18 protein-coding genes are annotated in these 25,813 nt (G+C 39.0%); 10 read left to right on the top strand and 8 right to left on the bottom strand.

Going from position 1 to position 25,813, the window contains the following annotated elements; all coding sequences use genetic code 11:
- Positions 1 to 5: 5 nt before the first annotated feature.
- From meaB to PHT93_RS00485, 5 genes are all read right to left on the bottom strand, one after another.
- On the bottom strand, positions 6 to 1,100 hold the full coding sequence (gene meaB, locus PHT93_RS00465) for a methylmalonyl Co-A mutase-associated GTPase MeaB (RefSeq protein WP_300238171.1): 1,095 nt from the start codon (positions 1,098 to 1,100) through the stop codon (positions 6 to 8).
- 12 nt (positions 1,101 to 1,112) lie between these two features.
- Positions 1,113 to 2,213, bottom strand: coding sequence for a DUF1573 domain-containing protein (locus PHT93_RS00470; RefSeq protein WP_300238173.1), 1,101 nt, complete (start codon positions 2,211 to 2,213; stop codon positions 1,113 to 1,115).
- A 35-nt stretch (positions 2,214 to 2,248) separates the two neighbouring features.
- Entirely contained in the window at positions 2,249 to 2,626 is a 378-nt protein-coding gene (locus tag PHT93_RS00475; protein WP_300238174.1) for a DUF1573 domain-containing protein, read from the bottom strand.
- A gap of 73 nt (positions 2,627 to 2,699) precedes the next feature.
- The gene (locus tag PHT93_RS00480; protein ID WP_300238176.1) at positions 2,700 to 8,306 is read right to left on the bottom strand and encodes an alpha-2-macroglobulin family protein; all 5,607 of its coding nucleotides are present in this window, start codon (positions 8,304 to 8,306) and stop codon (positions 2,700 to 2,702) included.
- Between the two features lie 127 nt (positions 8,307 to 8,433).
- Positions 8,434 to 9,957 (bottom strand): hypothetical protein, encoded by a 1,524-nt coding sequence (locus PHT93_RS00485; protein ID WP_300238177.1) that lies wholly within the window; start codon positions 9,955 to 9,957, stop codon positions 8,434 to 8,436.
- 180 nt (positions 9,958 to 10,137) lie between these two features.
- On the opposite strand from PHT93_RS00485, the gene rbsK reads away from it, so the two are divergent.
- Genes rbsK through PHT93_RS00505 form a run of 4 tightly spaced genes read left to right on the top strand, consistent with a single transcriptional unit; the run spans position 10,138 to position 14,677 of the window.
- Positions 10,138 to 11,067, top strand: a complete 930-nt coding sequence (rbsK, locus tag PHT93_RS00490) for a ribokinase (RefSeq protein ID WP_300238178.1) — start codon at positions 10,138 to 10,140, stop codon at positions 11,065 to 11,067.
- Positions 11,068 to 11,086: 19 nt separating this feature from the next.
- Entirely contained in the window at positions 11,087 to 12,640 is a 1,554-nt protein-coding gene (locus PHT93_RS00495; protein ID WP_300238179.1) for an ADP-ribosylglycohydrolase family protein, read from the top strand.
- Between the two features lie 11 nt (positions 12,641 to 12,651).
- Entirely contained in the window at positions 12,652 to 13,662 is a 1,011-nt protein-coding gene (locus PHT93_RS00500) for a nucleoside hydrolase (protein ID WP_300238181.1), read from the top strand.
- A 7-nt stretch (positions 13,663 to 13,669) separates the two neighbouring features.
- The gene (locus PHT93_RS00505; RefSeq protein ID WP_300238183.1) at positions 13,670 to 14,677 is read left to right on the top strand and encodes a GRP family sugar transporter; all 1,008 of its coding nucleotides are present in this window, start codon (positions 13,670 to 13,672) and stop codon (positions 14,675 to 14,677) included.
- A gap of 5 nt (positions 14,678 to 14,682) precedes the next feature.
- On the opposite strand, the gene PHT93_RS00510 is transcribed toward PHT93_RS00505, so the two are convergent.
- Complete coding sequence (locus tag PHT93_RS00510) at positions 14,683 to 15,180, bottom strand: dihydrofolate reductase (RefSeq protein ID WP_300238184.1); 498 nt, start codon at positions 15,178 to 15,180, stop codon at positions 14,683 to 14,685.
- An 11-nt stretch (positions 15,181 to 15,191) separates the two neighbouring features.
- Positions 15,192 to 15,986, bottom strand: coding sequence for a thymidylate synthase (locus PHT93_RS00515; RefSeq protein ID WP_300238186.1), 795 nt, complete (start codon positions 15,984 to 15,986; stop codon positions 15,192 to 15,194).
- 389 nt (positions 15,987 to 16,375) lie between these two features.
- On the opposite strand from PHT93_RS00515, the gene PHT93_RS00520 reads away from it, so the two are divergent.
- From PHT93_RS00520 to PHT93_RS00545, 6 genes are all read left to right on the top strand, one after another.
- Positions 16,376 to 16,918: an RNA polymerase sigma-70 factor gene (locus PHT93_RS00520; RefSeq protein ID WP_363318598.1), complete on the top strand. Its 543-nt coding sequence runs from the start codon at positions 16,376 to 16,378 to the stop codon at positions 16,916 to 16,918.
- A gap of 121 nt (positions 16,919 to 17,039) precedes the next feature.
- Positions 17,040 to 17,978 carry a FecR domain-containing protein gene (locus tag PHT93_RS00525; protein ID WP_300238188.1) on the top strand — a complete coding sequence of 313 codons (939 nt, stop codon included), beginning with the start codon at positions 17,040 to 17,042 and terminating at the stop codon, positions 17,976 to 17,978.
- Between the two features lie 17 nt (positions 17,979 to 17,995).
- On the top strand, positions 17,996 to 20,620 hold the full coding sequence (locus PHT93_RS00530) for a SusC/RagA family TonB-linked outer membrane protein (protein WP_300238190.1): 2,625 nt from the start codon (positions 17,996 to 17,998) through the stop codon (positions 20,618 to 20,620).
- The gene (locus tag PHT93_RS00535; protein WP_300238191.1) at positions 20,617 to 21,348 is read left to right on the top strand and encodes a hypothetical protein; all 732 of its coding nucleotides are present in this window, start codon (positions 20,617 to 20,619) and stop codon (positions 21,346 to 21,348) included. The genes PHT93_RS00530 and PHT93_RS00535 overlap by 4 nt, the downstream gene beginning before the upstream one ends.
- 17 nt (positions 21,349 to 21,365) lie before the next feature.
- Positions 21,366 to 22,910 carry a SusD/RagB family nutrient-binding outer membrane lipoprotein gene (locus PHT93_RS00540; protein WP_300238192.1) on the top strand — a complete coding sequence of 515 codons (1,545 nt, stop codon included), beginning with the start codon at positions 21,366 to 21,368 and terminating at the stop codon, positions 22,908 to 22,910.
- 7 nt (positions 22,911 to 22,917) lie between these two features.
- Positions 22,918 to 24,801, top strand: a complete 1,884-nt coding sequence (locus tag PHT93_RS00545) for a TIM barrel protein (RefSeq protein WP_300238193.1) — start codon at positions 22,918 to 22,920, stop codon at positions 24,799 to 24,801.
- A 55-nt stretch (positions 24,802 to 24,856) separates the two neighbouring features.
- On the opposite strand, the gene PHT93_RS00550 is transcribed toward PHT93_RS00545, so the two are convergent.
- Positions 24,857 to 25,813 carry a sugar phosphate isomerase/epimerase gene (locus PHT93_RS00550; protein ID WP_300238194.1) on the bottom strand — a complete coding sequence of 319 codons (957 nt, stop codon included), beginning with the start codon at positions 25,811 to 25,813 and terminating at the stop codon, positions 24,857 to 24,859.

Raw genomic sequence — 25,813 nt, forward strand, 5'->3', positions numbered from 1 at the left:
AAGATTTATTTTCTAAGATCTTTAAAGAAGGTGTCCATCATGCGTTGAGCGGCAACAAACGAGCTAACCTGATCGTTTAATACTTGTTGTTCAACGTCTTTGATGGTTGCTTGTACAGCCTCATTCTGATAAAAGGCATTTCTCAACGATTCATTAATGCTTTCGTACATCCAGTATTTAGCTTGTTCGTTTCGTTTCAGGAAGAAATAGTTGTTGTCACGGGTAAACCGCATATATTCATCAACCATATCCCATATTTTCTTGATTCCGATATTATAATAGCCGGAATAAGTAAGCACTTGAGGTGTCCAGCCGGATGCTGCGGGTGGAAAAAGATGAAGCGCGTTTTTGTATTGACTGGCTGCTAATTTCGCTTTGTCAATATTATCTCCGTCTGCTTTGTTTATAATTATGCCGTCTGCCATTTCCATGATACCACGCTTGATTCCCTGTAGTTCATCTCCGGTTCCGGCTAATTGAATAAGCAGAAAGAAATCAACCATGGAATGGACAGCGGTCTCGCTTTGTCCCACTCCTACAGTCTCAACAAAGATTGTATCAAATCCTGCTGCCTCACAAAGAATAATCGTCTCCCGGGTTTTACGCGCCACACCTCCAAGAGATCCTGCCGAGGGAGAAGGGCGGATAAAGGCATTCTTCTGGCGTGAGAGTTCTTCCATGCGTGTTTTATCTCCAAGAATACTTCCCTTGGATCGTTCACTGCTGGGGTCTATTGCCAATACGGCTAACTTGCGCCCTTGTCCAAGTAAATGCATACCGAACGTATCTATCGATGTGCTTTTTCCCGCACCGGGAACGCCCGTTATACCGATACGCATGGACTTTCCTGCATGAGGAAGGCATTTTTCAATAATCTCCTGTGCTAAGGCATGGTGCGCAGGAAGGGAACTTTCTACTAAAGTAACCGCCTGACTAAGAATCGTTATATTACCATCTAATATCCCATTGACATATTCATCCGCAGAATATTCTCTGCGTTGCAGTCTTTTTCTTAAATATGGATTGATGGTTGGCATCGATGCCACTCCTTTATTTACTTTCAACCCTTTGTACTGGTCGTCGTTCTCAGGATGTTGCATAATGTTTGAGATTTATTTTTCGGCGGTAACTTTGATTAACCGTACCGGCCCGTTGGCATCATTACAAACAATGGTGACCGTTGATTCGAGCTTTGCTTTAAAATCTTTAGGTCTGATTGTTATTTTAAATGTAGCAGAAGATTGTGGTTTGATTTCTTTTTTACCTCCACTGATATCGATAAAATCATCGTCGGAAGTAACGCTGTAAATTATTAACGAGGATTTTCCTTTGTTTTCAACCGTAAACGTGCGTGATTCCTTTCCCCCGATTCCTAAAATAGAAGTCTTGGTTTCTACTTTCCCAAAATCAACTAAGGTCGTCGGAATGTTAACAAACGGAGCATTTTGTTTCTGGTAGGGAGTACGTTTATTAAAGTTATCAATAATATTTGCTCCTAAATTAATGTCCTGTACCACTTCTTCATCTCCTTCGGACTGTACTTTTATCGGAATTAAACTATGATAACGTCCTTTTTTTCCATATCCTCCTCCATTAAACAAGAAAACAAGTTCTCCCATTTCTCCCGGCTTGAGCGTCGTTGGTCGTGCTTCTGCCGTAATGAAAAGGGGTAGTTGGTCAAATTTTATTGTAAGAGGGGTTGTTCCGTCATTCTTCACTTCTATCTTTTCTGCTCTGGTTTCATCTAAGCGGATTGAATTAAAAGCGACTGTTTTGGAAAGCATTTTCAGGGAACCGATAGCATAAGGATAAGTACGGATTTGCTCTTGCGGTTTTTTTCGTTCTACCTCACCTTCTATAGTCATAACAAAACGCCTTGGCTCTGTATTACTAAAGATGGAGATTATTTTGTAGAACTTACCGGGGCGGCCTTCCGGATCATACCATATTTTAATTTCTTTAGTTTCACCGGGTGGAACAGGTTCTTTAGACCATTCGGGTAGTGTACAACCACAAGAGGTGGTAATACGATCAATAACTAAAGGATTTTGTCCGGTATTCTTAATAACAAATACATGTTCAACCCTACCTTCTTCTTCTTTTACTACTCCGAATTTATAATTGGGATTGGTTACGCTGATTGTTGTTTTCTGCTGCGCAAAAAGAGAAGACGTGGAAAGTATAAGACTAATAAATAAGAATAGATGTTTCACCTTTTATGATCGTATTTAGGTGAGGCATAGCTCAATTACTGAACTTCGCCTCTGATCGTTAATACAAAACTTCCTGTTTTGCCATTACTGTAAACAGATATTGTTTTAGCAAATGGACCTGGACGACCTTTAGGATCAAAAGTAATTTTAATCTCGCCTTCTTTTCCTGCAGCGATCGGTTCTTTTGTCCAGTTAGGAGTCGTACATCCGCAAGAAGCGATTACACGTGTAATAACTAAAGGAGCATCTCCCTGGTTCTTAATCTTAAATGTATGGGTTACTGTTCCGTTATCTTCCTGAATAGTTCCGAAGTCATGCGTTGTTACTTCGGCTGCAATAACGGCTTTGTTTTGAGCAAAAGCTCCCCCCGTCATTAAAAGTAAAGACATGAAAATAAATACAATCTGTTTCATACGTTCTTTCTTTTTTATAATTAATTACTTGCAAAGTTAATAAAATACAGAGACTCTATTGTCCCGTGAAGGTTTAATCTTTTATAATTAAACAATATCCATCGGTATGCGAACCGTATTCCGGAGCATATAAACATTGAATGTCCGCCGGACCGGATGCGTATTCTCCGGATCGTGAAACGTAAACTCCATACTCCAGAACAACGGTTCCTTCCGGCAAACGGTCAAAGAAGAAATGTTCCGAGGCATCTTTGGACGTTTTATAGAAAGAAACTCCATCCCTGTATTGAGTACCTGAAACTTGTTCCACAGGTTCAAAACATCCTGCACGCAGATCTTTCAAATGTACATAAGTCATTTCTTGTTTAGCGCGGATTGTTAATCTGACCACGACCTTTTCTCCCACGCGAAGGTTTTCTCCGTCTTTAATAGAAACCAACGTTTTTCCTTCCGAAGAGACTCGTTCAACAAACAATTTCTTGTCTATACTTAAATCTCCCGCGCTCTTCATTACCTGATCTGCTAGTACAAAAAATTGATGATACAAAGCTCCCCAGGCTGGGGCAGAACCTTCTTTCTTAACTATCACTTTATCTTCGGCTTTGATTTCTGAAGTGTTTTTTGATTTCTTTATATACCCAATTCCAACATTGCCTGTCTTGCTATCGATCGTTTCATTTCCCCAAGTGACCGTCACCTGATTATTCTCAGACAACCAGCCTTTACCGGTAAGAAGCAAAGCGTAGATGGCATTCAGAGTTGCAGGAGTTGTTTCCCAGCCCTGCGTACGTTTTTGGTTAAGCAACCATTGCTTCATCCCTTCTACTTCTGCTTCAATAGGGTTGATCTCAGCAAAAGCAATCATTAACAAGGTGTGAGTTTCAATTGGAGAGACCGGAGAAAAGCCATTTCTGCGGTTATTTGCCCAGAAGAATCCTTGTTCCTCCGATTTTGTTGCCGTACGTTTGAACCAGTTCATGATCGTTTGCGCCTGTTCTTTCTTTCTGTTCCTATGCAATAATAAAGCTGTCTGAACTTTCATTCGTAATGGTAATTTCTGCCATTGCTTTTCTGCCTGATCCGTATAGAAACGAATAGCCTCACGCGTCTCTGATGCTTCCGGAATATCCCGGTAAGTGCTACGCATAAGAATATAAGCTAATTGTGTTTCTGACGGAGTCGTGTTTTTCCAATTCTTATTGACTTTCTTCAATAACTCGAAATCTTTCTGAATCTGTAGGTCTAAGAACTTCAACGCATTCATCTGCATTTCTTTTTCTTCCTGTCCGTATTGTACAGCATTCAGACGTACTAAGTCGGCCATTCCTTGAAGAATAGAAACGGTTATGATTCGATCAGCCCCGAACCCGCTAAACCAACCCCAGGCTCCATCCTCACGCTGGAGACGAATTAACTCCTGCAATGCTTGTGCACGTTGACCGTCTGCCCGGTTCATATCAAAAAGCAGATTTAAACGTTGGATTTGTTCCGTTTCATTCTCAGCTTCCAGCACCCAGGGTGTTTCTTCAAGAATCACATTTTTCAGTTCTTCGTTTTTCTCTAAATTAGAAAGTAGGGAAGAAGCGTCCCCCTTTTTTGCAGCCCATTGATCAATGACTGTTTTAATACGTGGGTTCGCTTTGACGATTGAAGAGGCTAACGTATTACTATAATACGATGCAAACCAAGCAGAAACACTGTTGTTCACCGGAGTTGAAAGGTTAGGCAAGGCTTGTACGGCATACCAGATTGGATTTGCACTAATCTCCAAGGTTTGTTTGTATGGGCGATCGTTTGTATTATTTTGTTTTGTTATATGAATTTCTTTCTCTCCTTCTCCTTTCAAATATATTGGTGTACTTTCTGTGAGTAACACTTCATTAGACAGTACCGGTAATAGATGTTGTTCGCCGTCACTTACCGTTTCCGTATCGGCAACAATACGAACACCCAGTAAATCTTTACCTGAAACAATCGGAATCGTCCAACTTGCAACGGTTTGTTTACCTGCTGCTAAGTCAAAAGGATAAGCCGATTTCGATAAACAAAGAATCGGCTCTTCTGTTTTGGGGTCAAATATTTCCAGACGAACTCGTCCGGATAAATCGTCATCCGAACGATTAATTACCTGTGTACTGATCGTTACTTCATCACCCTGACGAACAAAACGCGGAAGATTAGGTAAAACCATCAATGGTTTACTTGAGATAAGCTCTTTTGTGAATCGCCCGTATTTCACGTCTTTTGTATGAGCTAAAGCCTGAAGTTTCCAGGTCGTATTGCTTTCGGGTAAAGTGAAATTGACCGTAAAGTTACCTTCACTATCCGTTCTCAGTACAGGATAGAAGAAAGCCGTCTCATTGAAATTCTGTCTTAGTGGGGTTTCTTTCTTTATTTCCCCTGCGCCAAGTTCCTTGTTGGACGGACTTGGAGCAACCGGTGACGCATTTTCCTCAACGACTGACTCGGTCAAAACCATATCAGACTCCATCTCAACGGCTTGGTTTTTCATTGCTCCTAAAGAAGCTGACTGGCGTGTAGCAAAAGCGTAGGTTGTCAACATGGCTTGTTGCCAATTGAACCTGCTATATTCAAATTCGGGCACTTTTTTGTAATCAATCTTTCCATAATCAGAGCTGACATGAAACCAATAAGCCCCATTGTTCCTGAAAGCCGAAGCATATATATAAGGATAAGTGATCGGTGAAAAGTTCCAATTAAAAGGCTGAATTGCATCAAGCGAAGCATCGTACATGGAAGCAAGAACCTCAGCTGCTGCAGGTAAAGAATCCGGATTAAGAACTCTGAAAGTCCAGCTTTCCTTATTGCCGGGTATGAGTTTGTCACGGAAAGTCTCTGTTTTAATTGTCAACTCTTTACTGGGGCGTTGTTTGTTAATTATGACCTGACGTGTATATAGTTTACCTTCTTTGATGAACGTAAACAATGCCGCAGCACCATCACCGTATTTCTCAAGGAACGGCACAATAATCTCGCGGTTTTCATTGGACAACTCCATTCGCTTACGTTCCACCACTTTGTTGTTCACATATAATTCATAAAGCACATAGGCCTTTTTATGCGATGTGCCAAATACGAACTGGACTTCTTGGCCAGGCAAACAGGAAAGACTATTTTCTGTAATCCAGATATCCGAAAAAACAGGAGGCCGTTTGTCTTTATCTGTGTAGAGAATAACATCCTGTTCCAGTTCGACCTGACGTCCTTTACTGTCTGTTGCCTCTAAACGAATCCGGTAATTGCCCGAATGTAAATCAGCAAATACTTTTGCATTAATTGGTGATTCTGTCGTGAATTTGTCTGAAATCACTTCTTCACCCTGTATCGTTTTAAGATCTTCTCCCTTTTTTGCCCTCTCTTGTTTTAATGCATAAATACGATATATCCCTTCTGCTTTTGTCGGTTCCCCATTCAATGTGTGAGCATTTATCCGAACTGACAGATTCTCCTTTTTCATTATGTCCCGTAAAGACGTTGACAAGACAATACTACTGCTACCTACTGAAAAGGACGAATTTGTTTCTTGCGTTTCCCCCTTGCTATCACTCAACGTTGCAATCACTTCATAAGAGGCATAGGCAGGAAAACCCAGTAGTTGTTCTTGTTTTGTCGGTACAAATTCAAACTGGAATCCACCATTTTCATCTAATTGCGTTTCGCCGGACAATAACTGAGTTTCCTGAAAATAGGAAGAATTGGAATAGAAACGGAATGGACGAAGAATTACCCGATAATTAACCTTTCCGCTTTGCAGTGGTACTCCCGAAAAAGTTTGTGCTTTCCCCTTAATCGTAACCGTATCTCCAAAAGCAACCTCGTCTTTTATAGAATTGATCTCCACATTAAACGTCGGACGTTTATATTCTTCAACACGAAAATACTGTGTCTCATTTTCCGCAGATAAAGAAAATGAACCATTCAATCCATATTTAGGCAAAGTAAACTCTCCATGAAATGATCCAAACTCATTGGTCGTAAAATCACGAGTGGCAACTTCCTTATGGTTTGCATCACGAAGAATGACTGTTAGCGTTTTATTCGCAACGACAGACTGGTTTTCTTTTTCACTATCATAAACAATACCTTTAACATAGACATTCTGTCCCGGACGATATAGCCCCCTGTCTGTAAAGAGTGATACTTTTGTTTTTGTGTCTGTGTTTCCGCCAGAATAGCTACTCCCTAAATAAATAGAAGAAAGAGGAGTATTCGTGTCACCTTTATATACGGCTCTGAAGTAGCGGATATCTTTTTTCTCCGGTACTCTTGCAATACCATTTAAATCCGTTTGAAGGGAGTCAACGATAATTGGCTTGTTTTGTTTATTGCTATACAATAAAACAGTTCCCTTTTCAATAGGCTTTCCGGAATATAAGTCCGTAACCAAAATATCCGCACCTCCTGCAGAAGTAGAACGAGAAACAGCCATTACTTTACTAACGAACATGTAATTCGTAGATTCTAAAAGCTTATCAGGCACCGTTATTTCATAAAAATAGATTCCTCCTTCATCTAAGCCGGTTATCCAGATTGATGTATCCACACGCTGATATGTATTCGGAGTCTCTAAAGACGCGCGAATCTGGCGCACTAACTTTCTGTTTCCTTTGCTTTTTTCTTTTTGTTGGGCTGTCCAGTAATCATAACTGTTTACCTCTTCAGGTGTTAAATCCGTTTCATATACCTTGATGTTTATCGAATGTACATTCTTGTAATTAAGTCCAAGTTTTACTTCATGACCCGGGTAGGCAACTGCCGGCAAGGATACTTGCAGTTCCGGGTTTTGAATAGATCCGATTTTATTTTTAAAATAGTTGATGCGTTCATAAGACGGATAACGATCCACTGCCTGCTGACATAGTTCAATAATATCTTTATAAATTGTACTTTCCTGTGTATTAGCCGAATAATAAGTCGTCATTTCTAATCCCTCTACTTTGCGAATCCATACTTCCGCTGCAAAATCATAAGAAGAAAACTGATCATACAAACTGTCTAACGATGCAAAATACGACTTCTTGTTTTCCTCATTATAAAAGGACCCTCTGTTTTTGAATGAGAGATAATCTAATTCAGCCAACAAAAGCGCTTTCGGATTATTGGCTTTCTTTTTATAAGCGATTAGAGTACGGTATAATTCATCAGATGGATTTACTTCCAAAGCACGATAGATCAGGTAGTCGTATAAAGTAGGACGTAAAGCCTCATCCTTTCCGACTTCAAGAATGTCCGCGTAGTTGCTTATAGGCACTTGTTGCAAAAGTTGTGCAGGTTGTAGGGAGAGAGAATACTCTTCTTCAATCTTTTCCTTAAAAATAGTAGAAGTCCATTCATTTATATCTTCGGGAATGTATCCGATGATTGGACTACGCTGTCTGTATTTCCACCCATGCGTTCCTTCAAAACTGGCGTACATCTCCGCAATAAGAGAATGAAGAATCGCAGCTTCTTCTGCTTTCTCACAAGAGGCTGCGCGAGTTTCCACTTCTTTAATTAAAGCTGGATAACGAGCTTCATCAATCTCGGTTTCCCCTTTAATTCGTTCAACTAATTCTTTTATAGAAAAGGGAGTTTCTTTCTTCTTATTTGTCTGTGCTGTCATTTGTAACGGTAAACTACAAAGTAGTGCATATATAAGCGTTATTGCTATCTTCTTCATTTTCCTTTGATTTATTATAAAACAATCTTCCATAAGTATAGATACAAAGATTGTCTAAAAAAGAGTGAATAAACGGTTAATTAGGCATAAAAGTAAGAAAAATAAGGAGAAGATACGGCTTTTCGTACTATTCTCCCGCATTTTCCGCTAATATATCCGCAAGAGATTGATGCGTTAACTTATGCCTTATCCAGGCCAGGACATTAAACGTCTTTCGTAATTTCATCTCATATTTGTCATTCTTGATTCTGGTAAAATCTTTCTTATATAATTCCCATAATCTGTTTCGTGCTTTTTCATACGAGGGAAGAGGATAATCCCGTAAGAATTTAAAAATTATCTTTTCTGTGATATTTGTTTCTTTCTCATAGCGGATACTCCTTTTTATTGCACTTATCTCATTCTCTAAAAAAAGCAGATTTTTTAATTCAGCCTGCAATAATAAATTAACCAACCGAGCGGTATTATACGAGGGAAGCATATAAAATTGCTTTCCGGAGCTCAGTATTTTCTTCATGTATTTTCGTGCCTGAGGAAGATCATTCACATACATATATAATACAACCGAATTGAGGAGTAGTTTGAGTTGAGGTTCTAAAGCCAAAAGAGCTGTTTTTTTGAACAGACTATCTTCGTTTTCTTTTTTCAGGAATAGGGCAGACTCAAAATCTCCCGTTTGCATGAACCGGTTTTGTTCGTACAAATAAATTAACGATTTCACATATAAGACAAATTCCTTTGCATAAGAACCCTGTTCAATCTCTCTTAATTTATCAATAAAGAAAGACATTTCAGCATATAGCCTGGTTATTTCCAGACTATCCAAGACACCTTGTATAGCGCTTAAATAATAAATTGGCGGATTCTGAATCAACTGTTCATTTTTCCCGAATAAATCAATGATTTCTTTATAATAGCGGATGGCTAATTTATAATTACCTGAGTTCAGATAATAGGACGATTGAAAAAGAAGGTGAAGTTTTTCAGCCTCAAACCCTTGATACGAACTATTTCCGATCAGGTGAAGCTCGCTTAATACTAAATCATTCAGAGACTCCTTCTGTTTGTCGGAACGTGCATACCCTTTATGGATTAATCGATGTCTTAATATTTCATACAACTGAAGATGTTGATTCAGATTTCTGGAATATTTAGTCACCTCATTGATCTTCATTTGCTTGTTGACCAACTGTCTTTCATTCAGTCCTCTGAAATCAAGCATGTTCAGGTATTTTAGCTCTGTTCTTCGTACCAATAATTGCAACGAGTCATTCTCGTATGTACTGGCCAGAGTCTTGGCTTTATCTAATTCGGCAAAAGCCTCATCAAACATTTCTCTTTCAAACAAGATTCCTGCTATTGATATCTGGTTGAAAATCTGTGTTTGAACATCCTGTTTTTCCCTTAACCGAACGAGACAATCCAACAGGTTGCGATATAAATGTTTAGCAGCCATATCATAACTTTTTCCCGGCAGTTTTTCACAGAACAAAGCATACAATTCTTTATCCGATATATTCCCGTCGATCAGATTGAATAAAGAAAGATACACTTTCTCTCCACTTTGTAATCCCGACAAAAGGGTGAAATGTCTTTTCTCTGCTTTTGTCAAAGAATTAACAAGAATAAGTAAAGAATTTGTAATGCTCATATTGAGTTATTATTGGCTGTATAACAAAAGATTAAGATGTTATTCTTTGTAAAAATAGTAATTTGGGTTTATTAAAAGAGAGATTTAATTGAAACTTTTGCTTGTTTCTTCTTTCTATATTTGCATAAGTGATGGTTCGAAAGATATAAAACGCTGGATGTTAATTTTTTATTTATTATTATGACAGGAGAAAACAGGAAAAAGCATACAATTTTAGTTGTCGGAAGCAGCAATACCGATATGGTAATCAAAACAGACCATCTTCCTATGCCGGGAGAAACAGTACTTGGTGGAGCATTCTTCATGAATCCCGGAGGGAAGGGCGCTAATCAGGCGGTGGCGATCGCAAGACTTCGTGGTCAGGTTTCCTTTATTTGTAAAACGGGAAGTGATGTGTTCGGACATCAATCGCAACAGCTATTTGAAGAAGAAGGAATCGATACGTCCTTTATTTTTTCGGATTCGAAAAACCCTTCAGGAGTGGCTTTGATCACAGTAGATGAACACGCTGAAAATTGTATAGTTGTGGCTTCGGGAGCAAATGCAAACCTTTCGCCTGCTGATCTGGCTAAGGCAGAGGAAGCGATCGATAAAGCCGACTTCATTCTCATGCAATTGGAAATACCGATTGAGACCGTGGAATTTGTTGCGGAGATGGCCTGGAAGAAAAACAAGAAAGTAATCTTAAACCCTGCTCCTGCGCAGAAATTATCTTCTTCCTTATTGCAACATTTATATATGATTACTCCGAATGAAACAGAAGCTGAAATAATCTCGGGAGTAAAAGTAACCAATGAGGCTTCAGCGTTGAAAGCCGCAGAACGAATGGTGGAAATGGGGGTGAAATGTGTGATCATCACTTTAGGATCTAAAGGAGCGTTTATCTACCACAACTCCATGTCATCTTTAGTTCCTGCTCTGAACGTGAAAGCCGTTGATACAACAGCCGCAGGGGATGTGTTTAACGGAGCTTTAACCACCGCTTTAGCGGAGGAACGTGACTTGGAAGATGCTGTCCGGTTTGCTTGCAAGGCCGCAGCTATAGCTGTTACAAGAGTTGGGGCTCAATCGTCTGCACCTTATCGGAATGAAGTCGATACATTTCATTAATACTAATACAATCCGCACCATGAAAAAACTTTTTTTATTACTTATCGTATTCCTGTTTATGTTGGGAAATAGTTCTTGTTCAAAGAATGCCTCTACGCAAAAACAGGCTATTGTTCCTTCTGAATTCCAGATCAGCAAGGAAAGACTATTAGACAAGATCAAAGGTGGATGGGCAGGGCAAACCATAGGTTGCAGTTATGGAGGACCTACTGAATTTAGATATAACGGAACAATGATTCAGGATTACACTCCTATACCTTGGCCTGATAATTATATAAAATGGTGGTATGATAATTTCCCCGGACTGTATGATGATGTGTATATGGATCTGACTTTTGTAGAGGTCTTTGACCGTCTTGGGCTGGATGCTCCTGTGGATTCGTTCGCTATGGCTTTTGCTACTGCGGGATATACACTCTGGCACGCGAACCAGTCGGCACGCTACAATATATTACAAGGCATTATGCCTCCGGCTTCAGGGCATTGGCTGAATAATCCTCATGCTGACGATATTGATTATCAGATTGAAGCGGATTATGCCGGACTGATGTCGCCCGGAATGCCGAATACGGCATCGGAGATTTCGGATAAAATCGGTCATATTATGAATTATGGCGATGGTTGGTATGGAGGGGTGTATGTAGGCGCTATGTACACGTTGGCTTTCGTCTCGGATGATATAGAGTTTATTGTGTCCGAAGCGTTAAAAACAATTCCGGAAGAAAGTAGCTATTATCAGTGTATGAGCGATGTGATCCGGTGGCATAAAGAATATCCGGACGACTGGAAGCAGACTTGGTTTGAGTGTGAAAAGAAATGGAGTTCGGATATTGGTTGTCCGGACGGCGTTTTTGTTCCTCTTAATATTGACGCTTTGATTAATAGTGCCTATATACTTATCGGCCTGTTGTATGGCGACGGTGATTTTTATAAAACCTTGGATATTTCTACCCGTTGCGGACAAGACTCTGATTGTAATCCGGCTTCTGCAGGAGGTATTCTGGGTACAATCTTAGGATACAGTGGTATTCCTGAGTATTGGATGAAGAACCTGAGGGAAGTTGAAGATGTGAATTTTGCTTATACTGATATTTCATTGAACCGTGTTTATCAGATGAGTTATAATCAGGCGCTACAAGTTATTGAACGTAATGGGGGAAAACTCGAAGGAGATGAGCTGACGATAAAATGCCAACAACCTGTTTCCGTACGTTATGAAAAAGCGTTTGAAGGACTTTTCCCTGTTGAAAAAGCGGCAGTAAACAAGTCCGTTACAAATATTGACGAATTGTCTTTTGACGGTACGGGAGTGGTGTTTAAAGGTGGTGTGAATGCGGCAGACAAAGAATACGTGGCAAAAGTGGAGATGTATATAGATAACGAACTGATTGAAACAGCAAATCTTCCGGCGTCTTATCTTACCAGAAGGAATGATTTGTTCTGGAACTATCAGCTACCTAAAGGAAAACATACGGCTACATTCAAATGGTTAAATCCCAAAGAAAATGTGTCAATTCATTTTTCTGAAATGGTTATTTATTCAGATTCCCCGAAAGCAATAGTACATCAATAAAAATCTACCATATGAAAAAAACATTATTTGCATTAAGCATTACGTTGTTACTGTTTTCTTGTAAAGGAAATAGCGCGAAAGAAGTGCTTCAGACAACTGTTCCCGTAAATCTTATTTTAGATACAGATTTAGGTCCTGACTATGACGACGTGGGTGCAATGGCTTTAGTGCATGCGTTGGCCGATAGTGGTCAGGTGAATATTTTAGCTACACTTTCTTCGAATCATCACGAGAAAGTAATCCCCTGTATTGAGGTTTTGAATACGTATTTCAATCGTCCCGATATACCGGTAGGGGCTCCGAAAAGTGAAGGAGGAGCCAATCTGACGACATGGCAAAAGGTAAAATGGACGGAGGTTTTACCGGAAAAATATCCACATAAAATCAACCGGACTTCTGATGCTCCTGATGCCGTGAAAGTCTATCGTAAAATCTTGAATCAACAACCGGACACAAGCGTAGTGGTCTGTACAATTGGCTTTCTTACGAATCTGAAAGATCTGCTAAACTCGGGTGCAGATGAATACAGTCCACTTTCCGGAAAGGAATTGGTTTCCCAAAAAGTAAAACGTTTGGTTTCTATGGCCGGACTTTTCCCTGAAGGCAGGGAGTTTAATATCTATTGCGATACTCCTTCTTCCCGGTTTGTGTTAGATCATTGGCCTACAGAAATTGTATTCAGTGGTTTTGAAATAGGAGATAAAGTTTTTACAGGAAAGAAATTAGTGCAACTGAACATTGAAAATAGTCCTGTAAAAGAAACTTACGAACTGTGCTTTGCAGAAGGAGATGAAAAAGGACGTATGAGTTGGGATCAAACGGCAGCATTGGTTGCCATAAAGGGATACGAACCTTACTTCACTATGGAAAGAGGAAAATTACAAGTTGTGGATGATGAGGGAACAAACAAATGGACTCCGGATGTACAAGGTAGTCATCTTCGTCTTATTCAGAAAATGCCTTTTGATCAACTTGCCTCTTTGATTGAAAATTATATGATGCATCAACCTTCCGTTAAATAAAAATGATATGTTTATTGTCCAGAATTATTCATTAGCCGTATTGTTTTGTGTTGTAACGATGCTCTGTTGGGGATCGTGGGGGAATACACAGAAATTAGCGTCAAAGACATGGAGATACGAATTCTTCTATTGGGATTATGTTTTAGGGATCGTTCTTTTCTCCCTGCTCTCCGCTTTTACATTGGGGAGTTTCGGAGCAGAAGGACGTAGTTTTATTGCAGACCTGGCACAAGCGGACTTATCTTCTTTAGGCAGTGCTTTTCTGGGAGGGATTGTCTTTAATGCGGCAAATATTCTATTGGCTTCTGCCATTGCTATTTGTGGCCTATCTGTCGCCTTCCCTGTCGGAATCGGATTAGCACTTGTTTTGGGTGTGTTGGTCAATTATTTCGGGGCGGCAAAAGGAGAGCCGGCTTATATCTTTACCGGTGTTGCTTTGATAACGATTGCAATTATACTAAACGGACTTGCCTATAAAAAGGCTGTGACCGGAGGACAAAACGCGAGAGTTTCCGGAAAAGGTATTGCTATATCGATTGCTGCAGGGGTGATTATGGCATTCTTCTATCGCTTCGTAGCGGCATCTCTGGATTTGGAGAATTTCGCATTGCCGGCAGCAGGAAAATTGACTCCATATACAGCCGTGTTTATCTTTTCCTTAGGTGTCTTAGCGAGTAATTTTATCTTTAACACGTTGGCCATGAAGCATCCCGTTCAGGGAGAGCCTGTCTCAATTTCCGGTTATTTCAAGGGAAATGCCCGAACTCACTTAGTGGGCATCTTAGGAGGTGTTATCTGGTGTATCGGACAATCGTTCAGCATGATTGCTTCTGAAAAGGCCGGAGCAGCTATTTCTTACGGATTAGGACAAGGGGCTACTTTGATATCTGCCTTGTGGGGAATCTTTATCTGGAAAGAATTCAAGGGAGCTCCTAAAGAATCGGCTTACCTTAATTTGGGAATGTTCATTTTCTTCATCATCGGGTTAGCGTTCCTTATCTATGCCGGAGCATAGGGTGGTCAGGAACGTCTCACATAGGTGACAAAAGTAAACGGATAAGCATGTTTTTCATCGGCAGGGCAGAACTCCCGTTCTGACTCCTGCCATTCTGATTCGTTTATTTCCGGAAAGAAGGTATCCGCATCTTCAAATTGATGATGAATACGTGTAATATATAATTTGTCTGCTTTCTCTAAAGCTAATTTGTAAACTGCAGCTCCACCAATCACAAATACCTCTTCCTCGCTTTCACTGATCTGAAGCGCTTCGTCCAACGAATGTACCATAATGCAATTCGGAAAAGAAACACTTGGTGAAGTCGTTAATACAACATTCTTCCGGTTCGGCAAAGCCCCTTTCGGCAAGGACTCAAACGTTTTGCGTCCCATAATAACCGTATGTCCATTGGTTATTTCCTTGAACCGTTTCAGATCTTTCGGAAGATGACAAAGCAGTTGTTGCTCTTGTCCGATTGCTCCGTTTTCAGCTATTGCAACAATAATAGAAAGAATGCTCATATTTGTTTTATTTATACGGCTACTTCACCTTTAATATGTGGGTGAGGATCGTAGCCCGACAGTTCAAAATCTTCGTACTTAAAGTCAAAAATACTTTTCACATCAGGGTTTATAATCATCTGTGGTAACGCACGCAGTTCGCGCGTCATTTGCAATTTCACCTGCTCGATATGATTCATATAAATATGTGCATCCCCCAAGGTGTGAACAAATTCACCCGCCTGTAGTCCGGTCACCTGCGCCATCATTTGCAGCAACAGCGCATAAGATGCGATATTAAACGGTACCCCCAGAAAAATATCCGCGCTCCGCTGATACATCTGTAAGCTAAGTTTCCCATTCGCAACGTAGAATTGGAAAAACATATGACAAGGCGGAAGATTCATGTTTTTCAAATCCCCAACATTCCAGGCATTTACAATAATCCGTCTCGAATCAGGCGTATGCTTTATCTGATTCACAACCTCGCTGATCTGATCAATACTTCCTCCTTCATAATCCGGCCACGAACGCCACTGATAACCATAAATATGTCCCAGATCACCATTCTCGTCCGCCCATTCATTCCAGATACGAACCCCGTTTTCCTGCAGATACTTTGCATTCGTATCCCCCTTTAAAAACCAAAGCAGTTCGTATATAATAGATTTCAGATGTAGTTTCTTGGTCGTAAGCAAAGGGAATCCGTCCTCCAGGTTGAAGCGCATCTGGTGTCCAAATACACTAATCGTGCCCGTACCTGTACGATCCTCCTTTTCAACCCCTTCCGTCAATACGCGATCCAGTAAAGCCAAATATTGTTTCATGTTATTTTTTCAAATCGTTGGAATACAAAAGTACAAAACAAATTGTATTTCACAATTTTGTAAATAAACTGTGGAGCGGATATATTTCTTAATAGAGGTTTTGACATTTTTTTTATATTTACCCCATTTAGCGGGATTAAATTGGGCATATTTCATGCCAGTCCAAAATCCAATAGAATGAATAAAAAAATATAAAGGATATTTTTCCAAAAATATCCTTTATAATTGGAAAAATAACCTTTATATTTTTGTGTTGATTTTTTGCTTGATAATCAAGGTGTAAAAAATGAGCTTTTTTTCTGTATTTTTGAGCCGAAAGGCCATTGTTGAGACTTAATACGAAAATGAACACGGAGTAGGAGCGCGAACATAAGCTATTACTTGGATTAGTGAACGGTGACGAAGCATCGTTCTGTGAATTGTATGCTCTTTACAAAAATCGTCTGATCTATTTTTGTATGCGTTTTCTTAAATCTCCGGAATTTGCGGAAGATATTTTTCAGGATGCTTTTGCATCTGTTTGGGAAAATCATCGTTTTATTAATCCGAACCAACCTTTTGCACCGTATATCTACACAATTATCAAAAACCGGGTTTTGAATGTACTCGCCGGAATAGATAAGGAGTCTGAATTAAAACAGAAACTGCTGGCCAATGCGGTTGACAATGCAAACGATACGGCAGACAGGCTGCTTGATTCGGATTATACATTATTATATAATAATGCGCTGAACTCACTGACTGAGCAACAAAGAAGAGTCTTTGAATTGAGTCGGACGCAATATAAATCACATAAAGAGATCGCTGAGGAGCTTAATATTTCTATTTACACAGTTCAACAACATATATCTACATCATTGAAGTTAATCCGGGAATATTTTAGGAAACATGTCGGTTCTTTAGGACCTGTTGGTTCTCCTGTTATGTTTTAATCTATAAAAAAAGTTAATCACATCCCAGCTGTCACCTCTTCTTTTGTACTATAAGATATACAAAGGAAGATTTTACCTTATGCAACTACCTAATAATTTGAAAAATTGTATCAGAAAATACATGGATAGTATTTATACTATTGATGATATAAACGCCCTCTCTGACCTACGCCGGAACACAAAGCCTTTGGAGGAAGAAATGGATGCCTGCTGGGAAGAGGCAGGCTATATTTCTACCTCAGCAGACGAATACGAAATGCACAAAGAAGAGGCGAGGGTTTTATTGAGGAAAATAAAAAGAAAAGAGAAACATTTAAGATTAATTCCGCTGTTACGTTATGCCTCTGTTGCAGCAATTTTACTTGTTTTAATAATAAGTGCATTCCGGTTTATATCCATTATTCCTCAAGACGAAAGTCCTGTATTATATGAAGAAGTATATGTGGCTAATGGTGAAAGAAAAAAAATAACCTTACCGGATGGTTCGGATATAATGCTTAATTCAGGTTCTTATTTACGCTATCCTTCTCATTTTTCAGGAAATACAAGAACAATCGAGGTGAATGGAGAAGCATTTCTTGATGTACATCCTGATAGTACCAAGCAGTTTATTGTACACACACAAAGTATCGATGTAAAAGTATTGGGAACATCGTTCAACGTTAAAGCCTATGCGGATGACGAGCAGGTTATGGTTAGCGTACGTACAGGAAAAGTACAGGTGGATATGGCTGAGGCAAGTATGAATCTGAAGCCGAATGAAATAATCCTACTCAATACAACCAATGGAGAATTGGAAAAACGAAATATCGACAACCGGAAGGCAACAGCATGGATGAGTGGTGAACTGTATTTTAATAAAACGCCAATAACAGCGGTAGCAAAAGAATTGGAACGATACTACAATTGCAAAATAGTAATTGAAGATGAGGTGTTGAAGCAAGAGTATGTGTATGGAGAACACAGTAATGAAAGTCTGGAGTCCGTTCTCAAAGCAATCGAATATGCAGTAGGTATAAAAAATAAGAGAGAAGGAAATCAAATAATTCTATATAAATAACCTTAAATTATAAACTTATGGAAACCAAAAGAAGTACAAGCAGAGGCAAAAGATGCCTTTCATTGCTTTCTCTTCTGATCTGTTTGTTTTGTAGCTTGACACTCTCTGCGCAAAACAATGAACATGAAAAGATAAGCATCCAAGCAAACCGACAACCTGTTGAGGAGGTCTTTAAACTGATCTCTAATCAGAGCAAAGTGAAATTTTTCTATGGAGAAACTGTTATTAATAATGAATTAACGGTCAGTCTCAACATGAGAAACACTCCTGTCAGAACCATTCTGGATGAAATCACCAAACAGACAGGACTTAAATTTAATCGCGAAGGCAATACAATATCCGTAAGTTCTTCAAACAGACCACAACAGTCTATTTCCTCTACCAAAAAAATATCCGGTACAGTCATAGATCAATCCGGTATCCCTGTAATCGGTGCAAATGTTGTAGTCAAAGGAACAACAAACGGTACAATCACAGGCTTAGACGGAGAATTCACTCTTGAAGTTCCCGAGAAATCCCAGTTAGCCGTTTCTTATATCGGTTATACCCCCAAAGAAATCCTTGTGGGCAGTAATACCGTTTACCGAATCGAACTGGCAGAAGACAACAAAACCTTGGACGAAGTAGTCGTGACAGCGTTGGGTATCAAACGGGAAGAAAAAGCATTGGGATACGCGGTTCAGAAGGTAAGTAGTGAAACATTTTTAACAGCCAAGGGTATTGATATTGCGTCGTCATTAAGTGGAAAAGTGGCCGGATTAAATATTCAGAACAGTACAGAATTCAGTGAAGACTCAAAAATATTACTACGTGGTCAAACGCCGTTATTAGTTATTGATGGAGTTCCTTATGATAACATGTCATTAAATGAGATAGCAGCCGACGATATTGCATCAATAGATGTGCTAAAAGGAGCAACAGCATCCGCATTATATGGAGCAAGAGGAGGAACTGGTGCTCTTATGATTACTACAAAGAAAGGGGAAAAAGAAGGATTAAACATTGATGTCAATAGTAATACAATGTTTTTCTCTGGGTATCTCGCTTTCCCGGAAGTTCAACATTCTTATAGTGCCGGAACAGGCGGTAAATACAATAATAATGCAGTATGGGGAGACAAACTGGACATAGGTCGTACTGCAATAATGTGGGATCCTTTTGCATATGAGTTCAGAGAACAAGAGTTAATATCAAAAGGTAAAGACAATTATAAAAATTTTTTACAATTCAGTTGGTTAACAAACAACAATGTAAGTGTCTCTCAAAAAGGTGAGTTTGGTTCTTTTCGGACATCTATAACACATGCTTATAACAGAGGACAATATCCAAATCAAGATTTAAATAAACTGACCTTCATGGTTGGTGGAGATATGTCGTGGAATAATTTCAAATTAGATGCTACAGCTTCTTATAATAAACGAATAGCATCCAATATAAGTGGTACAGGGTACTCTGGTAGTTATATTTATGATATGGTTATTTGGGGTGGTACTGAATACGATGTTAGAGATTATCGCAATTACTGGATAAAAGGACTAGAAAATGTTCAACAAAACTGGTATGATGATAGTTGGTATGATAATCCTTATTTTAAAGCTAATGAAGTAATTAATGGATACGATACTGATATATTTAATGCTGCAGTTAATCTAACTTATGAGTTTTCGCCTTGGTTAAAATTAATTGGACGCGCAGGAGCAGATGTGGCAACAAGAAGAGATATCTGGAGAAATGCGATAAGTGCTAATTATGGATGGGATAAAAAAGGATATTTCGGGATTGACAGAGACACAAAACTTAGTACAAATGCTGATGCTATCTTAATGTTTGATCAAAGTTGGAATAAATTCAATATTAATGCATTGGTAGGTAGTTCTGTATATTACTATAAAAGTGATTTGTTGGAAAGTACAACAAAGGGAGGACTATCTATCCCTGGTTTTTATTCTTTAAATGCGTCTATAGATCCAGTCAATACAACCAGTGAATATTACCAAAAAAGAGTAAACAGTCTTTATGGAAAACTTTCTTTATCTTGGGCCAGTACATATTTTTTAGACATTACCGGTAGAAATGACTGGTCATCTACGTTGCGTTCAGAGGAACGATCTTATTTTTATCCTTCTGTTTCAGGAAGTATTGTCTTATCTGAAATCCTAAAGCTTCCTGGGTGGTGGGACTTCCTGAAAGTTCGTTCATCATGGACAAGTACAAAGAAAGACGCCAGTATATATGCAAATAACAATGTTTATAGCATAAAAACTAATGTTTGGGATGGATTAAATACAGCAGAATACCCCACAACTTTAATTGGAGGTAGTGTACGCCCCAATAAATCAGAAACGTGGGAAGCTGGAGCTGCTTTCAATTTATTCGAGAATCGTTTTAATTTGGATTTTACATATTATAGAAAAATGGAATCAGATTTTATAATAAATGGTTCAGCCAGCCATATGACGGGTTTTAAATACATACAAACAAATTCTAAGGAAAAACGGTTACGGCAAGGTGTTGAAATTATTATTGGAGGAACCCCGATTAAAACTGCCGATTTTAGTTGGAATATATTAACGAACTGGGGACATGATAAATACACTTATGCTGAAATTGATCCGGAGTTTTCAACAAAAAACCGTGGGTGAAAAAAGGCGCCAGATACGATTGGATTGATATATATGATTGGGACAGAGACCCTGATGGAAACATTATACATAATGGAGGAATTCCAATTAAACAGAGTTTTAAATCAAAAGTAGCAAACTTATCACCTGATTTGGTATGGGGTATTACTAATACTCTACAATATAAAGCATTCACTTTGATTCTCTCTATAGACGGTCGTGTTGGAGGTAATTCTTTTTCCAGAACCCATCAAATGTTATGGAATTCGGGGGCACATGTTGACACAGATAACCAATATAGATACGATGAGGTGGTCAATGGAAAAAATACTTATATAGGAGAAGGTGTAAAAGTTGTCTCTGGAAGTGTACAACGTGATCCGGATGGAAACATCATTGAAGACACAAGAGTATATGCTCCGAATGATGTGGTAGTTTCTTACGAAGCATACATATCCAGATATCATGACTCGACAAGTAAGCCAAGTCGGCAGAATGTTCTTGATGAAACATTCTTTAAAATCAGAAACTTATCACTGATCTACACTATTCCAAAGTCTTTGTCTTCAAAGATGAGAATGAGCAATGCATCAATAGGTCTTACGGGACAGAATTTGTTTTTATGGGCTAAAGAATATAAATACGCAGATCCCGACAAAGGTGGAAGTTCTGATTCCAGCTATGGATATGAAAACTTAAACTCTCCCTCGCAACGCTATCTGGGAGTAAATATTAAAATAGGATTTTAATCAAAAAACATACAAACATGAAACTTAGAATATACAGTTTAATCCTGATTGTTTTTCTGGCAAGTTCCTGTACCTCATCTTTTGATGATCTAAATACTAATCCAGATAAAACAACTCAAGCAACATCTGCAATGTTAGCTACAAAATTAATTTTAGGACTTGACGCAACTTCATCCCCATCACAGTGGCAGAATGAATTTCTTGTGAAACGAATTTTCTGGGGTGAACAAATGGATAACTATCAATATAATCGAATAGAAAAGGGTACTTTTGAATATATTACATATCTTATGAATGCACAAAAGATGGTTGATTTTTCATCTGAATCAGACATGAATGGATATACAGGTTTATATTATTTTATAAAAGGTTGGTATTTTTATCGGGCAACAATGGATATGGGCGACATACCATATGTTGAGGCGTTAGATGTTGTAAATCATCGTTTTCCTAAATATGATTCGCAAAAAGATGTATTTAAGTATATATTAGATGATCTTAGCAAAGCAAATGATTTTTTTAGTAAGTCAAAGCAGTCTTTTAATGGTGATCCGTTTTATAATGGCGAGCCTCTTAAATGGCAAAAAGCGACAAATGTTTTACGTTTAAAAGTATTAATGGCTCTACAAAAAAGAGCAGATGATACACCTGATTTACAAGTAAAAGAAACATTTGCAAGTATTGTTGCTGACAATATATTATTTGAAAGTAATGACGATAACTTACAAAAAAACTATTCAGATATAAATGGGCAAACAAATCCGTACCACCGCTCAAGTACAAGAAGCATCGAGGTTTATGCTGGTAGTAAAATGATTATTGATCCACTAAAAGAATATAAAGATTATCGTCTTTTTTATTACTTTGCACCTGCTCAGGCATTAGTTGATCCGGATTATCTTCCTGAGGGACAGACTTTGCTTCTACCAAACGATTGGAATGCATATAATGGTTTAGCAGTAGAAGCTCCTTTTGATCAGGAACAGAAAAAGATAGCGACCTATATGCACAATCGTCCTAATGATGTGTATCGATTGAGTTATGTAGGAGTTCCTTGTATCTGGTTAGGTTATGCGGATATGAATTTTATTATAGCTGAAGCCGTAGAAAGAGGTTGGATTACAGGAAATGCTAAAGAATATTATGAAAAAGGAATACGCGCTTCTTTTGAATTTGTCAGGAAAACTGTTCCTTCTGAATATAATAATAATATGCCAATTACAGACGAGTATATTGAAGCTTATCTTCAAGGAGAACATGTGGCTTACAAAAGTAGTGGCAATAGTAATGATAGATTAAAACAAATCTGGATGCAGACTTATCTTGCAGGTTATTTTCACATGAATAGAGATGCATTTTACAATCATCGTAGAACAGGTCATCCGGCATTTCCTATTAACCCCGAAACAAATCTAAATGACGCAAAAGATAAGATTCCGGTTCGATGGTTATATCCCGATAATGAATCTACGACAAATAAAGAGCAATTATTGATTGCTTTACGCAATCAATGGGGGACAGAAGTGGAAGATGTTAATAGGCTAATGTGGGTTATAAAATAAAAGAGATATGAGAAAATATTTAGGTTTATTCCTTTTTGTATCAACAATATGGATGGGTTGCCAGAGCAATCCATCCAACTCGATTGACAAATGGGTTGCCGGTTCTGCTAATGACGATGTTTTTATTCCGATGACGCAGGAACAGTTGAATGAGTTAGCTGAGTTTAATATGCCTTATTTAGAGGTGGATTGGTATAAAGCACCAAAGGAAAATACGGAAGAATGGGCTGTAGAGGTTAAGAGAAGAGCTGATAAAGCCGGAGTACGTATCTGGTCTGTCCATTTGCCTTTCAGCCGGACTTATGATATCTCGACTGTTGATGAAACGATTCAACAAGGTGCTGTTGAGAAAAATATCAAGGATATGGAAATGAGCGCTAAAGCATTAAAACCTACTTATTTTGTTATTCATCCGAGTTTAGAACCAATAGCAGATGAAGAACGGCCTCTACGTTTGGAGGCTTGTAAAAAGTCCATGCAGGTATTGGCTGATAAAGCAAAAGAATTAGGGGTTACTTTGTTAGTAGAGAACCTGCCAAGAACCTGTTTGGGCAACACTGCTGATGAAATGTTGGAAATTCTTCAGGCAGATGATGCCCTTGCTGTATGTTTTGATGTAAATCATTTGCTGAAAGAGTCACATAGTTCTTTTGTTGCCAAAGTCGGTCATAAGATAAAAAGTACGCATATGTCGGACTACGACTTTGTAAATGAAAGACACTGGCTTGCCGGAGAAGGGTTGATTAACTGGAATCAATTGTTCGACGATTTGTTAGGCGCAGGTTATCCCGGACCGTTTATTTTTGAGCCGAATTGTGGAGAAAAACCTAATGCTCCATCAGTAAAAGCTATGAGCGAGCGATGGGAATGGTTGAAACAAGACTATAAAGAATATTTGAATAAAAAGAAACAACCTACGAGTAAGGAACTAAAAGTCTTACAGATTAATACATGGCAGGAAACAACCATTGTACCTAAAGGCTTCTTTGGTCTCGTCAATCTGATAAAACAAATAAACCCGGATGTCGTACTGCTGTGTGAAATACGCAACTACGAAGGCAAGAGCTTAATTTCTAATCTTTTGAATGCCCTAGAGAAGAAAGGATGTCCTTACTATGGCGAATCACTCGATCTAAGTGTTGGGGTGTTGTCAAAATATCAGATGCAGAAATCGACTTCAGCATTTACGCTTCCCAACAATTCACGTCCGATGCTAAAAACATCCGTAGATATAAACGGAAAATCGTTTGTCTTCTATTCTGCTCATCTTGACTATACGCATTATGAATGTTATCTTCCCAGAGGATATAGCGGAACGACGTGGAAGCAATTGGAGAAACCGGTCACAGACGTAGATTCTATCTTAGCTGCTAACAGAATGTCGATGCGGGATGAAGCAATAGTCGCTTTCCTTGACGATGCTGAGAAGGAGAGTCAGAAAGGGAATATTGTTATTCTGGGAGGTGATTTCAACGAACCATCTCATTTGGACTGGCAGGAAGATACCAAGAATATGCGAGATCATCAGGGAGTGGTTATAAATTGGGATTGTTCGGTTTTGCTGCAAGATAAAGGTTATATTGATGCTTTCCGTGAACAGTATCCTAATCCGGTAGATTATCCCGGTTTTACATTTCCCGCAGCAACGGAAGGTGTTGAACTAAAGAAATTAGCTTGGGCACCTGAGGTAGATGAACGTGATAGAATTGATTTTATATATTATCGTCCAACTCCTGGATTAAAGCTGGCAGATATACGTGTTGTCGGCCCATCAGGGACTATTCTGTATGGTAAAAGGGCAGCAAGCGATAGTAAAGATATTTTTATAGAACCAATAGGAGTCTGGCCCACAGATCATAAAGGATTACTGGCAACATTTAAGCTGGATTGACAAAAAAAGGAAGAGTCGAACAGACTCTTCCTTTTTTCCTTTCTTTTTTATTTTGTTATTTCACAAACGGGGCATTTTGAAGATATTCAATACATCCTTTTACTCCACCAAACTGCTTGCCTTCTCCAATACCTTCCAGTTCTACGAAATAGTCTTTAATTCCTATAGCGTAAGCTTGTTTGAAGATATTCTCAAAGTTCATCATTCCGGATTGTCCGAGAACGGCCTTATCCTTGATATGTAACAATTTGATCCTGTCCGGATTTTTTTGCATATACGCTACCGGGTCTTGTTGTCCCATTACAGTCCAGTAAACATCCATTTCGAAGAATACCAAAGAAGGGTCTGTGTTCTGAAGTAATACGTCATATACAATTTCAACTCCTTCCTGATCTCTTCCAAAACCGCCACGACCAAACTTCATTTCCGTACCTCCCGGTATTACACGTGAAAATTCCCGGTCGTGATTATGGTATCCGAAAGATAGGCCGGCAGCCTTAGCTATTTGTCCTGCTTCATTGAACACTTCACCAACAAATGCTGTTTCTTCGACACTACGTGTTGAGGGTTGTCCGGGTTGAACTAAATAAGTAACGCCAATCTTAGCATGGTCATCTGCCGCTTTCTTCCAGAATTCGGCAATCTCCGCTTTATTAGCCGGAGTGTATTCACGAACGGGAGGATTTACGTGCGTGCTGATGATCTGTAAACCTGCATCATCCGACATTTTCTTAAATTCACTCATTTCGATGTCACCAATTTTGCCTTCTCTATAACCGGCAAGCTCGATTGTCGTAAATCCCATTTCCCCGACTCTCTTCAATCCGGCAGGGACATCTGCATAAAGTTCTTTTCCCAGAGAATAGATCTGTAATCCGATTCTTTTTTTTACAACCGGTTGTGTTGCTGCCTTTGTTGCTTCGGGAGTTGGCTTACAACTTGTATTGCCAACCAGCAAGCCTCCCAGAGTAAGAAAAGACGCGCTTTTAATAAAATCCCTTCTGTTTGTCAT

The organism is Massilibacteroides sp. (assembly GCF_028705895.1).
In the GTDB taxonomy this organism is placed as follows: domain Bacteria; phylum Bacteroidota; class Bacteroidia; order Bacteroidales; family Tannerellaceae; genus Massilibacteroides.

Excerpts from the sequence above, each read along its gene's own strand:
- PHT93_RS00475 (WP_300238174.1), bottom strand. The coding sequence starts at position 2,626 with ATGAAACAGATTGTATTTATTTTCATGTCTTTACTTTTAATGACGGGG.
- PHT93_RS00485 (WP_300238177.1), bottom strand. The coding sequence starts at position 9,957 with ATGAGCATTACAAATTCTTTACTTATTCTTGTTAATTCTTTGACAAAA.
- PHT93_RS00545 (WP_300238193.1), top strand. The coding sequence starts at position 22,918 with ATGAGAAAATATTTAGGTTTATTCCTTTTTGTATCAACAATATGGATG.
- PHT93_RS00540 (WP_300238192.1), top strand. The coding sequence starts at position 21,366 with ATGAAACTTAGAATATACAGTTTAATCCTGATTGTTTTTCTGGCAAGT.
- PHT93_RS00510 (WP_300238184.1), bottom strand. The coding sequence starts at position 15,180 with ATGAGCATTCTTTCTATTATTGTTGCAATAGCTGAAAACGGAGCAATC.
- rbsK (WP_300238178.1), top strand. The coding sequence starts at position 10,138 with ATGACAGGAGAAAACAGGAAAAAGCATACAATTTTAGTTGTCGGAAGC.
- PHT93_RS00525 (WP_300238188.1), top strand. The coding sequence starts at position 17,040 with ATGGATAGTATTTATACTATTGATGATATAAACGCCCTCTCTGACCTA.
- meaB (WP_300238171.1), bottom strand. The coding sequence starts at position 1,100 with ATGCAACATCCTGAGAACGACGACCAGTACAAAGGGTTGAAAGTAAAT.
- PHT93_RS00530 (WP_300238190.1), top strand. The coding sequence starts at position 17,996 with ATGGAAACCAAAAGAAGTACAAGCAGAGGCAAAAGATGCCTTTCATTG.
- PHT93_RS00480 (WP_300238176.1), bottom strand. The coding sequence starts at position 8,306 with ATGAAGAAGATAGCAATAACGCTTATATATGCACTACTTTGTAGTTTA.
- PHT93_RS00550 (WP_300238194.1), bottom strand. The coding sequence starts at position 25,813 with ATGACAAACAGAAGGGATTTTATTAAAAGCGCGTCTTTTCTTACTCTG.
- PHT93_RS00500 (WP_300238181.1), top strand. The coding sequence starts at position 12,652 with ATGAAAAAAACATTATTTGCATTAAGCATTACGTTGTTACTGTTTTCT.
- PHT93_RS00515 (WP_300238186.1), bottom strand. The coding sequence starts at position 15,986 with ATGAAACAATATTTGGCTTTACTGGATCGCGTATTGACGGAAGGGGTT.
- PHT93_RS00495 (WP_300238179.1), top strand. The coding sequence starts at position 11,087 with ATGAAAAAACTTTTTTTATTACTTATCGTATTCCTGTTTATGTTGGGA.
- PHT93_RS00505 (WP_300238183.1), top strand. The coding sequence starts at position 13,670 with ATGTTTATTGTCCAGAATTATTCATTAGCCGTATTGTTTTGTGTTGTA.